The organism is Bradyrhizobium macuxiense (assembly GCF_001542415.1).
In the GTDB taxonomy this organism is placed as follows: Bacteria; Pseudomonadota; Alphaproteobacteria; order Rhizobiales; family Xanthobacteraceae; genus Bradyrhizobium; species Bradyrhizobium macuxiense.
The window spans coordinates 1-14,303 of the sequence record NZ_LNCU01000128.1; the positions used below are offsets into that span (position 1 = coordinate 1).

11 protein-coding genes and 1 riboswitch are annotated in these 14,303 nt (G+C 65.1%); of the genes, 7 read left to right on the top strand and 4 right to left on the bottom strand.

Annotated elements, in window-relative coordinates; translation table 11 throughout:
* A partial coding sequence (gene tnpC / locus AS156_RS38950) for an IS66 family transposase (RefSeq protein WP_136626271.1) occupies positions 1 to 737 on the top strand: 737 nt, incomplete at its 5' end.
* Positions 686 to 1,291 carry a DUF4145 domain-containing protein gene (locus AS156_RS41600; protein WP_082747974.1) on the top strand — a complete coding sequence of 202 codons (606 nt, stop codon included), beginning with the start codon at positions 686 to 688 and terminating at the stop codon, positions 1,289 to 1,291. The genes tnpC and AS156_RS41600, both read left to right, overlap by 52 nt.
* Positions 1,292 to 1,486: 195 nt before the next feature.
* Here AS156_RS41600 and AS156_RS38960 read toward each other — a convergent pair whose 3' ends face one another.
* Complete coding sequence (locus AS156_RS38960; protein WP_066515776.1) at positions 1,487 to 3,205, bottom strand: N-acyl-D-amino-acid deacylase family protein; 1,719 nt, start codon at positions 3,203 to 3,205, stop codon at positions 1,487 to 1,489.
* Between the two features lie 190 nt (positions 3,206 to 3,395).
* A complete protein-coding gene (locus AS156_RS38965) occupies positions 3,396 to 5,180 on the bottom strand; it encodes a chloride channel protein (RefSeq protein WP_066515779.1) in 1,785 nt (594 codons plus the stop codon).
* 84 nt (positions 5,181 to 5,264) lie between these two features.
* Between AS156_RS38965 and AS156_RS38970 the strand changes: the two genes are divergently transcribed.
* Positions 5,265 to 5,717 (top strand): MarR family winged helix-turn-helix transcriptional regulator, encoded by a 453-nt coding sequence (locus AS156_RS38970; protein ID WP_066515782.1) that lies wholly within the window; start codon positions 5,265 to 5,267, stop codon positions 5,715 to 5,717.
* A 27-nt stretch (positions 5,718 to 5,744) separates the two neighbouring features.
* On the opposite strand, the gene AS156_RS38975 is transcribed toward AS156_RS38970, so the two are convergent.
* A complete protein-coding gene (locus AS156_RS38975; RefSeq protein WP_066515787.1) occupies positions 5,745 to 6,983 on the bottom strand; it encodes an MFS transporter in 1,239 nt (412 codons plus the stop codon).
* A gap of 169 nt (positions 6,984 to 7,152) precedes the next feature.
* Here AS156_RS38975 and AS156_RS38980 point away from each other — a divergent pair, with 169 nt between their 5' ends.
* Complete coding sequence (locus tag AS156_RS38980; protein WP_066515789.1) at positions 7,153 to 8,442, top strand: ATP-grasp domain-containing protein; 1,290 nt, start codon at positions 7,153 to 7,155, stop codon at positions 8,440 to 8,442.
* A gap of 389 nt (positions 8,443 to 8,831) precedes the next feature.
* Here AS156_RS38980 and AS156_RS38985 read toward each other — a convergent pair whose 3' ends face one another.
* A complete protein-coding gene (locus AS156_RS38985) occupies positions 8,832 to 11,105 on the bottom strand; it encodes a TonB-dependent receptor (RefSeq protein WP_066515790.1) in 2,274 nt (757 codons plus the stop codon).
* A 111-nt stretch (positions 11,106 to 11,216) separates the two neighbouring features.
* Positions 11,217 to 11,414, bottom strand: a riboswitch (cobalamin riboswitch).
* Between the two features lie 110 nt (positions 11,415 to 11,524).
* On the opposite strand from AS156_RS38985, the gene AS156_RS38990 reads away from it, so the two are divergent.
* The 3 genes from AS156_RS38990 to AS156_RS39000 all read left to right on the top strand — a co-directional run bounded on the left by AS156_RS38990 (position 11,525) and on the right by AS156_RS39000 (position 14,258).
* Positions 11,525 to 12,568 carry a FecCD family ABC transporter permease gene (locus AS156_RS38990; RefSeq protein WP_245313258.1) on the top strand — a complete coding sequence of 348 codons (1,044 nt, stop codon included), beginning with the start codon at positions 11,525 to 11,527 and terminating at the stop codon, positions 12,566 to 12,568.
* Entirely contained in the window at positions 12,565 to 13,338 is a 774-nt protein-coding gene (locus tag AS156_RS38995; RefSeq protein WP_066515791.1) for an ABC transporter ATP-binding protein, read from the top strand. The genes AS156_RS38990 and AS156_RS38995 overlap by 4 nt, the downstream gene beginning before the upstream one ends.
* A gap of 119 nt (positions 13,339 to 13,457) precedes the next feature.
* Positions 13,458 to 14,258 (top strand): ABC transporter substrate-binding protein, encoded by an 801-nt coding sequence (locus AS156_RS39000; RefSeq protein ID WP_066515792.1) that lies wholly within the window; start codon positions 13,458 to 13,460, stop codon positions 14,256 to 14,258.
* The last annotated feature ends 45 nt before the right edge of the window (positions 14,259 to 14,303 follow it).

Consider the following 14,303-nt stretch of genomic DNA (forward strand, 5'->3'; position numbering starts at 1 on the left):
CGGCGTTCCTTCACATTACCGCCACCTCGCGATTAGCCGGCATCCTGCAATGCGACTGTTACAGTGGCTTCGAACCGTTGTTCGACCCGCAGCGGAGAGAGCTGCCGATGACGCCGGCGTTTTGCTTTGCCCATGCGCGGCGGGGCTTCTTCGAGCTGGCCGACATCGCGAAAAATGCTCGGGAAGGCAAGAAGGGCAAACCGGTCTCTCCGATCGCGCTGGAGGCGGTCAGGCGCCTCGATGCGTTGTTCGAGATCGAGCGCGCCATCAACGGCCGCGGCGCCGACGAGCGGCGCGCCGTGCGCCAGGAACAGAGCAAGCCGCTTCTCGAGGACATGCACGCCTGGTTGCTGCGTGAGCGCGAAACCCTCTCGCGCTCCTCCGAGGTCCTGAAGTCGATCAACTACATGCTCAGGCGCTGGGACGACTTCGCCCGCTTCCTCGACGATGGCAGGATCTGCTTGACCAACAATTGTGCTGAGCGCGCATTGAGAGGCATCGCCTTGGGAAGGCGCAACTGGACCTTCGCCGGCAGCCAGCGTGGCGCCGACCGTGTCGCCATCATGCTGACGATGATCACGACCTGTCGCCTCAACGACGTCGATCCCAAGGCCTGGCTCGCCGACGTTCTCGCCCGTATCGCCGATCTTCCCGCGTCGCGTCTGCACGAACTGCTGCCCTGGGAATGGAAGCTCCTGCGCCAAGCCGGCAAGCCCACCGGTCAGCAGGCTGCCTGACCTTCACACAACGCCATCATAGAGCTCGCCGTGCCCGCGCGCATGCGTCGATCAGGCGGTCTTCGTCGTATGCGTACGGACGGGCTCTCGAAGCACTGTGCCGTGATGTCCTTGGGCCGAAAGAAAGCAAATCCGATGCAGCTCCAGTTGGAACCACATCAAATCGGAAAAAGTACCTCATGCTTGGAGAGGGTATCCGGCAACTGCACGAGCGAAAGATCATCGATGAACGACTTTATGAGTGGAGCCAAAGCCTTCATGCCATTCGAAATATGGTCGCTCATCCAGAGGACATCAGCGTTTCGCGTGACGACGCCGAGGATTTGCAAGTATTCGTCAATGCGATCACGGAGTACGTCTACGATTTGAGTGATCGCTACGAAGAGTTCAAAGAGCGACAGGCGGAGAAGAAGAAGCCTCGAAAGTCTATCGCGGAGATGTTTGGCGGCGTTCTGCCAACGCCAGCTGAGCAACAATTGGGTGTGCACCCGCCCGTCGCCCCCGAGTCCGGCCCCCGAGACGATAAGGACACTGTAGGGACACCGCCAATCTAAGGTATTGTTTTCTATATCATTTTAGTTGATTAACCTCTCCCACAAGGGGAGAGGCGGGAGTATGCGGCGCTGCCCCGTTCAATCCTTGAGACCTATAGCCCGACGACAGGCTCCACGAAATCCGGGGCCGTTCTGTCCGCTGATAGATGTTTTCCGGATTACGCTTCGCTTTATCCGGGCTACATCACCATCCGATCAGTTCAATCCCTGTGCGCCGCGCACCAGCCTGCCCGGGCGTGCGCCGGTGGCCTGGCCGCTGCGCCGGGTGACGACGCCCGAGATGATGGTGGCGTCGTAGCCGTCGACCTGCTGCATCAGGCGGCGGCCGCCGACGGGAAGGTCGTAATGCACCTTCGGCGGATGCAGATGCAGCCGGTCGTAATCGATCACGTTGACGTCGGCCTTGAAGCCCGGCGCGATCACGCCGCGGTCGGTGAGGCCGACCGACAATGCGGTCTTGCGCGACTGCGCCGCCACCACGAACGGGATCGAGAGCTTCTCACCGCGGGTGCGATCGCGGGTCCAGTGCGTCAGCAGATAGGTCGGGAAGCTCGCGTCGCAGATGATGCCGCAATGCGCGCCGCCGTCGGAGAGGCCGGGCACCGCGCTCGGTTCGCGCAGCATCTCATGCACGGCGTCGAGATTGCCGTCGGCATAATTCAGGAACGGCACATAGAGCATGCCGCGGCCCTCGTCGGTCAGCATCGCATCATAGGCGAGCTCTTCCGGCTGCCGGCCCTGGCGGCGGGCCTGCGGGCCGAGCGCGTTTTCCGGCGGCTGCTCATAGTTCGGGGGATTACCGAGCAGATAGATCTTGTCGTAGTTCGGCCGGAAGAACAGCGGATCGTCGGTCGCCGTCGCGGTTTCGCTCAGGATGGCCGCGCGCACCTCGGGCCGGCGCAAATGCGTGAGCCGCTCGGCCAGCGGCAGCTTTGCGATCTCGCGGTAGCTCGGGTGGGTCTGGAACGGGTTGCGCGACAATTCCAGCCCGAGCAGCAGGCCAACCGGCCGCGCGGCAATCTGGGTCGTGATCGACAGGCCGCGCGCGGCGGCTTCATTGATGGTGTCCATCGTCTGCCGCCAGCGCCGCGGCGCCTTGTCGGCCTGGGCTACGGAAAACGAGATCGGGCATTTGGTGTTTTCAGCGACCCGCAGCATCATCGGCAGGTCTTCGTGAACGGTGCTCTGGTCGAGCACGAATTGCAGCACGCTGCGGCCGACGCCGTGCATCGCGCCGGCGATCGCGGTCAGTTCATCTTCGCCCGCTTTCAGCGTCGGCGTGTAGTCGCCGGTCGAGGTGCGGTGATTGAGCGTGCGCGAGGTCGAGAAGCCGAGCGCGCCGGCGCGCACCGCGTCGCCCGCGAGCGCCGCCATCGCCTTGTTGTCCTCTTCCGTGGACGGATCGCGACGCGCGCCGCGATCGCCCATCACATAGACGCGCAGCGCCGCATGCGGCAGTTGCGCGCCGATATCCATGTCGAAATTGCGCTTCGACAGCCAGTTCATGTAGTCGGGGAAGCTTTCCCATTCCCAGGGAATGCCGGCGCTCAGCACCGGCTCCGGGATATCCTCGACGCCTTCCATCAGCTGGATCAGCCTGACGTGATCGCTCGGCCGGCACGGCGCGAAGCCGACGCCGCAATTGCCCATGATCGCCGTGGTGACGCCGTTCTGCGACGACGGGGTGATGTCCTGGCTCCAGGTCACCTGGCCGTCGTAATGGGTGTGGACGTCGACGAAGCCGGGCGTCACCAGCTTGCCCTTGGCGTCGATTTCTTCCTTGCCCTTGGCCGCGACCTTGCCGACTTCGGTGATGCGGCCGCCGGCGATGGCGACATCGGCCTCATAGAGATCGCCGCCCTTGCCGTCGGCGATGGTCCCGCCGCGGATCACGAGGTCAGGAGTCGAGGTCATGGCATTTCATCCCGTGGCTGTTCTTGGTTGTCAGGCATCATGGGAGCCCCCTTGATACTGTCAACCGCTGCCGATGAAGCTCTGGGATGCGCTGGTGGCGTTTTTCGTGCGACGAGCGAGAACGTCCACCGGACGGAAATTTGTTCCGCGGCGGGGCAGATCAGCCTCCGCCGCGGAAGCCGGCGCGGATCTATCGCGCGCCGAAGAAGGATGTCTTCTGGGTCTCCTCGGCCTGCAGCCTGGCGCGCACCCGCATCAGGTCCTTCCAGCCGATATAGCCGACGAGGCGCTGGTCCTCGCGCGAGATCACCGGCAGATGCGAGACGTTGACCTGCATGAGGCGGTCGGCGAGCCGGTCCAGATATTCATCGGGATAGGCGACGGTGATCTTGGTGCCTGTCAGCAGCTGCTTGAGCGTCGCGGTGCGATGCTTGCCGGCGCGGCGCCAGCGCAGCACGGCCGGCGGATCGATGACGCCGAGGACGTGATGGTTGGCATCGACGACGGGAAAGCTCGGATGCGTGGTCTTCGGATTGGTCAGGAAGGCGGCGGCCCCGTGCAGCGTCATCGTATCGGAGACGCTCTCGACCGCCTTGGTCATCACGTCGCGCACCCGGGTCAGCGCGAAGGGGTCGACGCGGTACTCGCGCACCAGATGGTGGCCGCGCCGCGCGACCTTCTCGGTGAGGATCGACCGCCGCATCAGAAGCACGGTGACGCCGTGCGCGGTGCCGCAGGCAGCGATCAGCGGCAGCAGCACATGGGTGTTGCCGGTGAGCTCGACGGCGAAGAAGGTTGCGGTCAGGGGTGAGCGCATCGTGCCGCCCATCGTCGCCGCCATCGCCAGCAGTGCCCAAAAGCCGGGGCTTGCCGGCGGCAGATAGCCGCCTAGCACCGTCCCCATCGCGCCGCCCATGATGAGCAACGGTGCCAGCACGCCGCCCGACGTGCCGGAGCCGAGCGCGACCGACCAGATGACGGCCTTCACCACGAGCAGCAGCAGGGCGGCCTTGATCACGACGTCGCCGCTCAGCATCGAGGCAAGGTTGTCATAGCCGACGCCGAGCGCCTGCGGTTCGATCAGCCCGCCGAGGCCCACGACCAGGCCGCCGATCAGCGGCCACCACATCCAGTGGATCGGCAGCTTCAGGAAGAAGTCCTCGCAGCCATAGACCAGCTGGGTGAGCAAACCCGACAGCAGCCCGGACAGGATTCCGATCAGCATCCAGGACCCAAGCTGGAGCAGGGAGATGTCGGCGCCGCCCGTGAAGGGGAACAGCGGAGCGGGCATGTGCAGGAAGGTGCGCCCGACCGCCGCCACCACGGCTGCGACAGTGACAGGAATGAAGCTGCGCGGCGTCCATTCGAACAGCAACAATTCGACCGCAAGCATGATCGCCGCGATCGGCGTGCCGAACACCGTGGTCATGCCGGCAGCGGCGCCCGCCACCAGCAGGGTCTTGCGCTCGTTGTCGCTGACGGGGAGCATCTGCGCGATCAGCGAACCGATCGCGCCGCCGGTCATGATGATCGGGCCCTCGGCGCCGAACGGACCGCCGGTGCCGATCGACACCGCCGACGATAGCGGCTTCAGGATCGCCACCTTGGGATCGAGCCGGGAACGGCCAAGCAAGATCGCCTCGATCGCTTCCGGAATGCCGTGGCCGCGGATCTTCTCGCTGCCGTATCGCGCCATCAGGCCGATGATGAGCGAGCCCACCACCGGCACCAGCACCGTCCAGAGGCCAAGCGGCGAATCCTGCAGCTTCAGGTCAGCCAGGCTGAACTGGCCGAAATAAGCGATGTTGGTCACTAGCCTGATCAATTGCAGAAGCGCAAAGCCGGCGATCACACCGGCGATTGCAACAAAGACGGCGATCGCGGAGATCACCACGACGCGTGGATCGGTGGTGAAGTCGCCGAGCGAGTAAGCGGGTTTGGCTGATGTATTCGATTTGGTTGAAAGCAGGCTCATGTGACGGCAAGGCGCTCGGGAAATGTTGACATTGGATGGCGTCATATCGCATTGCGATATAATTAGACAAGCGGGAGTTATTGCATGGCAGCATCGAAAAGCGCCCCGAAATCGCCTGCCCGGGCCCGGAAACGGGTTCCCAGCCAGGCCGATTACGAGGCGCTGTCGCAGTTTCGCTATCTGATCCGGTGTTTTCTGGAGTTCAGCCAGGATGCGGCGAAGGCCGAGGGCCTGACGCCGAGGCAGCATCAGGCATTGCTGGCGATCAAAGGGTATCCGGGCGGCGGACCGGTGACGATCGGCGACCTGGCCGAACGGTTAAGGCTTCGTCACCACACCACCGTCGAACTGGTCGACCGGCTCTCGGTGGCGGGGCTGGTCGAACGCGTCCTCGATCCCGCCGACCAGCGCCGGGTTCTGTTGAAACTCACCGGCCTCGCGGCCGATCATCTCGCCGAATTGTCCTCGGCTCACCTGGACGAGCTGTCGCGGATCGAGCCGCTGCTGAAGCAGGTGCTGTCGCGACGGTCGGAATGAAGGCGTTTCGCGAGCGGGCGCTTCGCCTCAGGCGCGCGGGCTTGCCGTCTCGGCGACATATCCCGAGGTCTGCGGCTTGCGCTCGGTGACCAGCGCCAGCAGCACGGTCAGCACCATGAACACCACGGAGGCGCCGAACACCCAATGCGGCATGTGCTGGTCCATCAGCCAGCCGAACAGCAGCGGGCTCACGATGCCGCCGAAGTTGAAGCCGGTGGAGACGATGCCGAAGGCGCGGCCCGCGGCGCCGGGCGGCGCGGCGTTGCGCACCATCATGTCGCGGGACGGCGCGATCACGCCGCCAAGGAAGCCGGCGAGGCCCATCGCCAGCGTCAGCACCACCGAGGGCAGGTTGACCAGCGCAATGAGCAGCACGAGGGCGGCGTTGACCGCGAAGCAGGCCGCGGCGACCTGGCTGTGGCGATGGGTCCAGTCGGCGAGATAGCCCCCTGCGAGCACGCCCACGGCGCTGGCACCGAGGAACGCGGTGAGCGCGATGTTGGCGGTCGAGTACGATGCGCCGTAGCCGCCCATCAGCGCGACCACGCCGAAATTGTTGATGCCCGACGTCGACAGGCTGAGCAGCGTAAAGAACACCGTCAGCACGATCAGTGCCGGCGTGATCACGCTGGCCTGCGATGCCTTCTCGCCCTTGGCCTTGCTTTTGTTCGCGCCCGCGTCAGGGATGCCGAGCACGATCAGGAACAGCGCCACCAGCGGACCGATCGCGCCGGCCACGATCAAAGCGCCAAGGCCGCCGATCGATGCGACCAATGCCGCCATGATCGCCGGCGCCACCGCGCCGCCGAGAAAGCCGGCAAAGGTGTGGATCGAGAAGGCGCGGCCCATCCGAGCCTCGTCCATATGCGCCGACAGGATGGCGTAGTTGGCGGGATGATAGACGCTGTTGGCGAGGCCCAGCAGCATGGCGCAGACGATCAGCGACGCATAGCTCAGGTGCAGGCCCAGCCCGATCAGCGCGCAGCCGCCGACGGTCAACCCGATCAGCAGGATCTTGCGTGCGCCGATATGGTCGGCGAGGTAGCCGATCGGGGCCTGGGTCAGCCCGGAGACCACCGCGAACACCGTCAGCGCGAAGCCGAGCTCGACATAGCCGACGCCGAGCGGCTGTTTGAGGAACGGAAACAGCATCGGCAGCACGAAGATATGGAAATGGCTGACCCAATGTGCGACCGAAATCCCCGTCAGCGTACGCAGTGCGCTGTCGGCTTTCGCTTGCTGCGGTGCGGCCAGAATGTCGACCATCTCAGAGAGAACCCATTTCCTAATGGCCCGGAGGGCAGGGCGAAAATAGAGGCTGGCTGATAATTGTCCATGAACGCCGCTGCATGGCTGCCCCCGGAGTGGGGGGCCGGATCGACACATGCGGCATTAAAGGCGGCGACAAAGTGCTGCGGTACGGCGATGATCGGCCATGATCGACGCCAAAAAGCCCCTTAGGGTGCTCGTGTCAGAGGGATCCAGCACCTCCGGCCGTGAGGCAATCACGATCCTGGGCGCGGCCGGCCATCACGTCGAGGTCTGCGACCCCTCACGCTGGTGCCTGGCGCGCTACTCCCGCTTCGTCCGCAAATTCCACCATTGTCCCGGGCTGCGCACCGATCCGGCCGGCTTCCTGCGCTTCATCGAGAATTTGTTGGCATCGCAGCATTTCGACGTGCTGCTGCCGACCCATGAGCAGGGTTTCCTGTTCGCCCGGGCCGCGTCGCGGCTGACACCGCGCACCTGCTTCGCGCTGCCGGATTTTGCCAGCTACCGCATGGTCCACAGCAAGGCAGGCTTCAGCCGGCTGCTCGATCAGCTTGGGCTGCCGCAGCCGCCGACCCGGATCGTGACCTCACTCGATCAACTGCGCGAGGCCGCGCGGTTTCCATCCGTGGTCAAGACGTCGATCGGCACCGCGAGCCGCGGCGTCTGGATCATGCGCGACGCAGGCGATCTCAATCCCGCACTCTACGATCTCGAAACGAGCGGGGATGTTGACGGTGAACTGCTGGTGCAGGACCTCGTCACCGGCACCACCGAGAAGGCGCAGTCGGTGTTCTGCCACGGCAAGCTGCTCGGCTTCCATGCCTACCGGCAGGTTGCCGCCGGCGTCGGCGGCGGCGAGGCGATCAAGGAGAGCGTGAGCCGGCCGGCGATACGCGGCTATCTCGAGGCGATCGGCGCGCATCTGAATTGGCATGGTGCGCTCTCGGTCGATGTCATCATGCCGCTCGACAGCGCAACTCCGCTCCTGATCGATTGCAATCCGCGGCTGGTCGAGCCGATGAACGCGTATTGCGCAGGGACCGACCTCGTCGATCTGCTGCTACGCGTGTCGTGCGGCGAGACGCCGGCGCCGCTTGCGGAAGGGCGCACGGGCGTGCGGACGCACCTTGCGATGCAGGCGCTGCTTGGCAGCGCCTCACGCGACGGCACGCGGCGCGACATCATCAGGGAATGCGGCCGTATCGTCGCGGGCAGCGGCGCATATCGGGGCAGCACTGAGGAGCTAACGCCGGTGCGGCGCGATTGGCTCAGTGCCGTACCGCTGGCAATGACCGCAGCGCTGCTGCTGGTATCGCCGCAGCTCGCGTCGTCGCTGGCACGCGGCGGCTTCGGCGCGCATCTGCTCGATCGCAGAAGTATCAAGGCGATCGAGAGCGAGAAATTCCTGCGCGATCTTTCAACGCGTCGTCCCGGCGAAAGCCGGGACCCATAACCACCGCAGCTGATCGTCGACGGGGCTGTGGCCCCAGCCGAAATCAGCATCACCATCAGTGGTTATGGGTCCCGGCTTTCGCCGGGACGACGCATGGATGGATGTTGCCTCATCCTACAACGGCTCATCGTCATTGCCGTAGCGGTCGAACTTCGGCGTGGCGATGTCGCCATCCTCATAATAGGGGTCGTCCTGCGACGGCGCAGGCGGCGGAGGCTTCTTCGATTTATCATCGGCCTTGGTGCCGCCCTTGACCTTCTATCCGGTCTTACCCATGCGTTTCCCCTGCGCGGGTCAAATCAATTGCGGGAATTCTACTCCAGTTCGCGGCTACTTGTAATGAAAGTGACGCGGCTGGATGGCATCCCGCCGCGTCACTCTGAAACAGCTCAGAACGTGGCGCCGGCCCGCACCATATAGGTCCGGCCCGGCAGCGGATAAGCCGAGAAACGGCCTTCGGTGAAGGTGCTGACGATCGCGTAGTCGTAGTACAAGGCGTTGAACAGGTTGTTCACGCTGAGCGACCAGAAGAAGCGGTCATATTGTCCGCTGAGCTTGATATCGGCGGTCGCGTTGCCGGGAATGCGGCTCTGGGAGTTGGCCTGGTCGTTATCCATGATGCGCGAGCTCCAGGCGCGCAGCGTGGCGTCGAACACGAGGTAGTTCTGCCAGATGTTCCAGGTGACGCCGACATTGCAGGTATAGCGGGACACCAGCGGCACCTCGTTGCCGGCCCACATGCCCTCGCGGAAGATCGCGCGGGTATAGGCCATGCCGCCGCGCAGGGTCACGGTGTCGCTGATCTTGAGCGAGGCACTGGTCTCGGAGCCGTAGCGGCGGGTCGGATCGAGGTTAACGTTGTAGAACAGCACAGGGTTGTAGTGAATCTCGTTCTCGAGATCCATCAGGTACACGCTGGTCTGCACCTGGAACAAATTGGTCTTGACGCGGAAGCCGCCTTCGATGTCTTCGGATGTCTGGGTCTTGAGCTGGAAGTTCTGCGGGATCGGCAGGAATGTCGCCGGGTCGAACGAGGGGCCCGATGCAACGCGTTCGTCGACGTCGGGCGTGCGGAATGCGCGCGCGGCGCGGCCGAACACCGAGAACGTATCCGTGAAGCGATGCTCGACGCCGACATGCAGCGCATATTGCGTCTCGTTGCTGTCGAGCGGCGCTGCCTGCGTGTCGAAGGCGAACGGCGCGTTCGGATCATAATGATCGCGCGCCGAGACGCTCGTGTTCTGAACCCGCGCGCCATAGGAGAAATCGGTCGAGGTGAGCAGTCCGATGGTTTGCTGCCAGTAGGCGGCCGCGGTCTGCTGCTCGATGCTGTAGATATGGTAGGGGTCCACGCCCTGGTAGGCACCGCGAGATTCGCGGAACGTCGATTCGTAATAGTCGATGCCGGTCAGGATCGTGGATGGCATCCCGAGGATCACGTTCTTCACGCTGAACCGCGGCGTGATCGACCACGTCTGCAGCGCGGCGTCGTTGTAGGTCGACGAGAAACTGATCGTCGGCACCGTGCCGAAGAAGCCGCTCTGCGTGTCGCGCTGCCGCCAGCCGCCGTCGACGATCAGGTCGACGCCGTTCATCAGGGTCTTGGTGAAGCCGGCGGTGACGCTGGCGGTCTGCTGATTGGCGTAGTCGTAGGGCGTGGCGGCGCCTTTGCGGTCGGTCAGCAATTCGTTGACGCCGATCGACGGATCCACGATCCGGCCGCCGGGAAGGCCGAGCTTCTGGTCGCTGCCGGTAACGGTCAGGAACGCGCTGAGGTCCGGCGTCGTGTAGTTGATGTTGCCGACGCCATTGCGCTGGTCGAGCCCATTGTTGACGCGGTAGCCGTCGGACTTGAGGCCATTGCCGTAGAACGACGTCGACCACGGCCCGGAATTCACCGCGGCGGAGACCGCGGCCATGCGCTGATTGAACGAACCGAAGCCGGCTTGGGCCTTCATGGCGACCGGCGGTCCGCCGACACCGGTCTTGGTGACGATATTGACGACACCGCCGACCGCGTTGTCACCATAGAGCACCGCGCCGCTGTTGCCGCGCGTGATCTCGATGCGTTCGATCGAATCGATCGGGATGGTGGTGAGGTCGAAGCCGGCCTTGTCGACGTCGTTGAGACGGCGGCCATTGAGCAGGAACAGCGTATTGTCGGAGGCGAAAGCGCCGAAACCGCGCAGGTCGACCGAGGTCTTGGCGCCGTTCACGCCGCCATAGAGCGATTGCAACTGCACGCCCGGCACCTGCGCGAGGATTTCTGGCAGCGTCTGCGCCGGCGAATGCGCGATGTCGTCGGCCGTGATCACGGCCGACGATGCACCGACGATGCCAGCGAACTGATGCCCGCCGCTGGCGGTTCCGCCGGTCCCGGTTCCCGCACCTGCCGATGGAGCATTCGATCCGGTCCCGGACCCGGTGTTGTTGGCCTGCTTGTTGCCCGGCGCCGGGCGGCGCCGTCCCTGGGTTTCGTCGGTATAGCTCGGCTTGGCGCGCGTGACGTTCTGGTCGCCCGGCTTGGTGACCTCGATCGGGGGAAGCACGTCGGACGGTGGCGCCTGCTGCGCCTGAGCGGCCGCGACATAGAGTGCCGGCGCTGATATTGCCGACGCGAGCAGTAATGCGCGACGCCGTCGGGCTGAAGGAAGGAACAACATAGGCGAGACCTCGGTAACGTCAGTGGCACGTCACCGCGACCAAAGTCTCACCTTTGCACTACGGCATTTCAGGTGAAGCCAATGCCTGTACTCCCCGACCGACATCGTCGCGTGTGACCACGGCTGACGGCAGGTCTCCTGGCTCGCGGGTCGTTACCCCTCGTCGCCTTCCCAGGACCGAGATTCCCAGTGGCATCTGACGAAGGATTCACCGCATACAGTTGCGGGGGCAGCCGCGGCGTTGGGGGAGTTTCCCCGTACCGCATTCCCTTTTCATCTCATTAGAGAACCGTCATGGTCACTAGGGTTCGCCCCGAGACCAAAGTCAATCCGGCGGAAGTGGGCAACGGCCGGACCGGCACGGTTTTGATCGAGTGTCGCTTGTCTGCCACGCCGATCGCTGTAAGAGCATTGATCCCATGAGCGTTCAGGATTTTGCCTTGGCGACCGAGGTCGCAGCGCGGCGCCGTTTGGGCGCGACCGTGGTGCTTGCGGCGCTCGTGGTCCTGCTCGTGCTGATCTCACTTGGCATCGGGCCGGTGCGGCTATCGCCGCTCAGGGTGATCGAGGCGCTGTTCGGCGGCGGCAGCGAGGTGGCGCAGGTGATCGTGCGCGAGATCCGCTTGCCGCGAACCATTCTGGCGGTCGCGATCGGCGGCATGCTGGGACTGTCGGGCGCGGCGCTGCAAGGGCTGTTGCGCAATCCGCTGGCTGCGCCGTCGCTGTTCGGCGCGCCACAGGCGGCGGCATTCGGCGCGGTGCTGGTGATATCGCTTGATCTCGCCGATGTGCGCTCCTACGCGCTGCCGGTCGCGGCGATCATCGCGGCGTTCGGCTCGGTATTTGCCTTGCTCGCGATCGCCGGACGCAATGCCGGGCTGTTGATCCTGATTCTGTCGGGCCTCGCGATCTCGAGTTTCGCCGGAGCCGCGACTGCTCTGGTGATGAACCTCTCGAGCAATCCATTTGTGGCGCTGGAGATCGCGTTCTGGCTGCTCGGCTCGCTGGAGGACCGCAGCTTCCAGCATGTCGCGATCGCGCTGCCCTTCATCATCGCCGGCGCGTTCATCCTGCTCAGCCAGGCCAGCAGCTTCCGCGCGCTGACGCTCGGCGAGGAAGCGGCGCAGAGCCTCGGCGTCGATGTCGGGCGGTTGCGGCTGTTGGTCATCTCCGGTGTCGCGCTCGGCGTCGGCGGTGCGGTCGCGGTCACAGGATCGATCGGCTTCATCGGCCTGGTCGCGCCGCATCTGATGCGGCCGGTGATCGGCCACGATCCGGCGCGCCTCCTGGTGCCGAGCGCGCTTGCCGGCTCGGCGCTGCTGCTGGCGGCCGATATCGCGGTGCGCATCATCCCTGCGACCTCCGATATCAAGGTCGGCGTACTGACCTCGATCATCGGCGTGCCGTTCTTCCTCTATCTGATCAAGCGTGAACGCCGCGCGCTCGGTGGAGGCGTTGCATGACGCTGCTCTCCGCAACCGGCCTCAACGCATCGCTCGGCAGCCGCCATGTGCTGCACGATATCTCGCTGTCGCTGTCATCGGGCCATCTCGTTGCGCTGGTCGGACCGAACGGCGCCGGCAAGACCACGCTGCTGCGCGCGCTGGCCGGGCTGATCCCATCCAGCGGCGACATCAGGATCGGCGGTGACGCGCTGCCGTCGCTGTCGCTGCGCGAGCGCGCCAGGCGCTTTGCCTATCTGCCGCAGGGGCATGTGGTGCACTGGCCGCTGCCGGCGCGCGACATCGTCGCGCTCGGCCGCTATCCGCACGGCGCGACCGATCCGGCCCGGCTGTCGTCCGGCGACGTGGAGGCCGTGCTGCGGGCGATGCAGGCGGTCGATGTCACTGATTTCAGCGATCGCCGCGTCACCGAGCTCTCCGGCGGCGAGCGCAGCCGCGTCGCGCTGGCGCGCGTGCTCGCGGTGGAGGCGCCAGTCATCCTTGCCGATGAGCCGACCGCGTCGCTCGATCCGCGCCATCAGATCGACGTGATGCAGCGGCTGCGCGGCGTCGCCGATACGGGCGTGCTCGTTGTCGTCGTCACTCACGATCTCGGCCTTGCCGCGCGCTTTGCCGATCATGTGCTGGTGCTGTCGGAGGGACACCTGGCGTCACAGGGCGCACCCGTTGAGGCGCTGTCGGAAGCTGTCATGGCCGAGGTGTTTCGGATCAGCGCCTATCGCGCCGAGTATCGAGACGAGGCGGTGATCGTACCCTGGGCGGACGTGTGATGTGTGGGCAGTATCGCCGCAATCTCACCGCCCCTCTCCCGCTTGCGGGAGAGGGGGAGCAATCCCGTCGTGGCCGGCAGCGATACTCATTTCTTCGTGCGCTGACGTTTGCCGCTCTCATGTGGCTCGTATCGACCAGCCCCTCGCTCGCCTCCGGCCCACGCATCGTCTCGATGAACGTCTGCAGCGATCAGCTGGTGCTGTCGCTGGCCGATCCGTACCAGATCCTCGGCCTTAGCCGGTTCGCGCGCGATGCGTGGCAATCCTGGGCGGCCGACGCGGCGCGGCATTACCCTGTCCTGTCCGGCGGGGCCGAGGACGTGCTGGTGCTGAAGCCGGATGTCGTCGTCGTCAGCCGGTTCGACAAGCGCGAGACGCGCGATCTGCTGCAGGCCAACGGGCTTCATCTTGTCGAATTCACGGTGCCGCGCACGCTCGACGAGGTGAAGGCGCAGATCCGCCAGATGGGCGACGTCGTGCAACATCCGGATCGCGCCAATGCCGAGATCGCGCGCCTCGATGCCGCGATCGTCCGCGCGCGGGCTACGGTCACCGCGCATCACTATCGCGTGCTGCCGCTGGAGCGGCGCGGCTGGGTGCCCGGCGAGGATAGCCTCGTCAGCTCGCTATTGACTGAAGTCGGCCTCACCAACGCTGCGGATGAACTCGGCTTCCGGGCAGGTGGCTTTGCCTCGCTGGAGGCGATCGTGAAGCTGCGGCCGGATTTCATCCTGGTGTCGGAGGCCGGCGACCGCGCCGAGGACGAAGGCCGCGCCTTCCTGCTGCATCCGGCGCTGGAGCACTTCTATCCGCCGGACAAGCGCATCGTGCTGCCCGAGCGGCTCACCGTGTGCGGCGGCGTGATGCTTGCCGACGCGCTGGACCGGCTAACCGCGGAGCTGAAGCGGGTGACGCGGTAAGCCTACCAAACCCGTCATCCTGAGGAGCCGCGAAGCGGCGTCTCG

Coding starts and splice junctions, on each gene's coding strand:
- AS156_RS41600 (WP_082747974.1), top strand. CDS start 686: ATGGAAGCTCCTGCGCCAAGCCGGCAAGCCCACCGGTCAGCAGGCTGC.
- AS156_RS38960 (WP_066515776.1), bottom strand. CDS start 3,205: ATGACCTCGACTCCTGACCTCGTGATCCGCGGCGGGACCATCGCCGAC.
- AS156_RS38965 (WP_066515779.1), bottom strand. CDS start 5,180: ATGAGCCTGCTTTCAACCAAATCGAATACATCAGCCAAACCCGCTTAC.
- AS156_RS38970 (WP_066515782.1), top strand. CDS start 5,265: ATGGCAGCATCGAAAAGCGCCCCGAAATCGCCTGCCCGGGCCCGGAAA.
- AS156_RS38975 (WP_066515787.1), bottom strand. CDS start 6,983: ATGGTCGACATTCTGGCCGCACCGCAGCAAGCGAAAGCCGACAGCGCA.
- AS156_RS38980 (WP_066515789.1), top strand. CDS start 7,153: ATGATCGACGCCAAAAAGCCCCTTAGGGTGCTCGTGTCAGAGGGATCC.
- AS156_RS38985 (WP_066515790.1), bottom strand. CDS start 11,105: ATGTTGTTCCTTCCTTCAGCCCGACGGCGTCGCGCATTACTGCTCGCG.
- AS156_RS38990 (WP_245313258.1), top strand. CDS start 11,525: ATGAGCGTTCAGGATTTTGCCTTGGCGACCGAGGTCGCAGCGCGGCGC.
- AS156_RS38995 (WP_066515791.1), top strand. CDS start 12,565: ATGACGCTGCTCTCCGCAACCGGCCTCAACGCATCGCTCGGCAGCCGC.
- AS156_RS39000 (WP_066515792.1), top strand. CDS start 13,458: ATGTGGCTCGTATCGACCAGCCCCTCGCTCGCCTCCGGCCCACGCATC.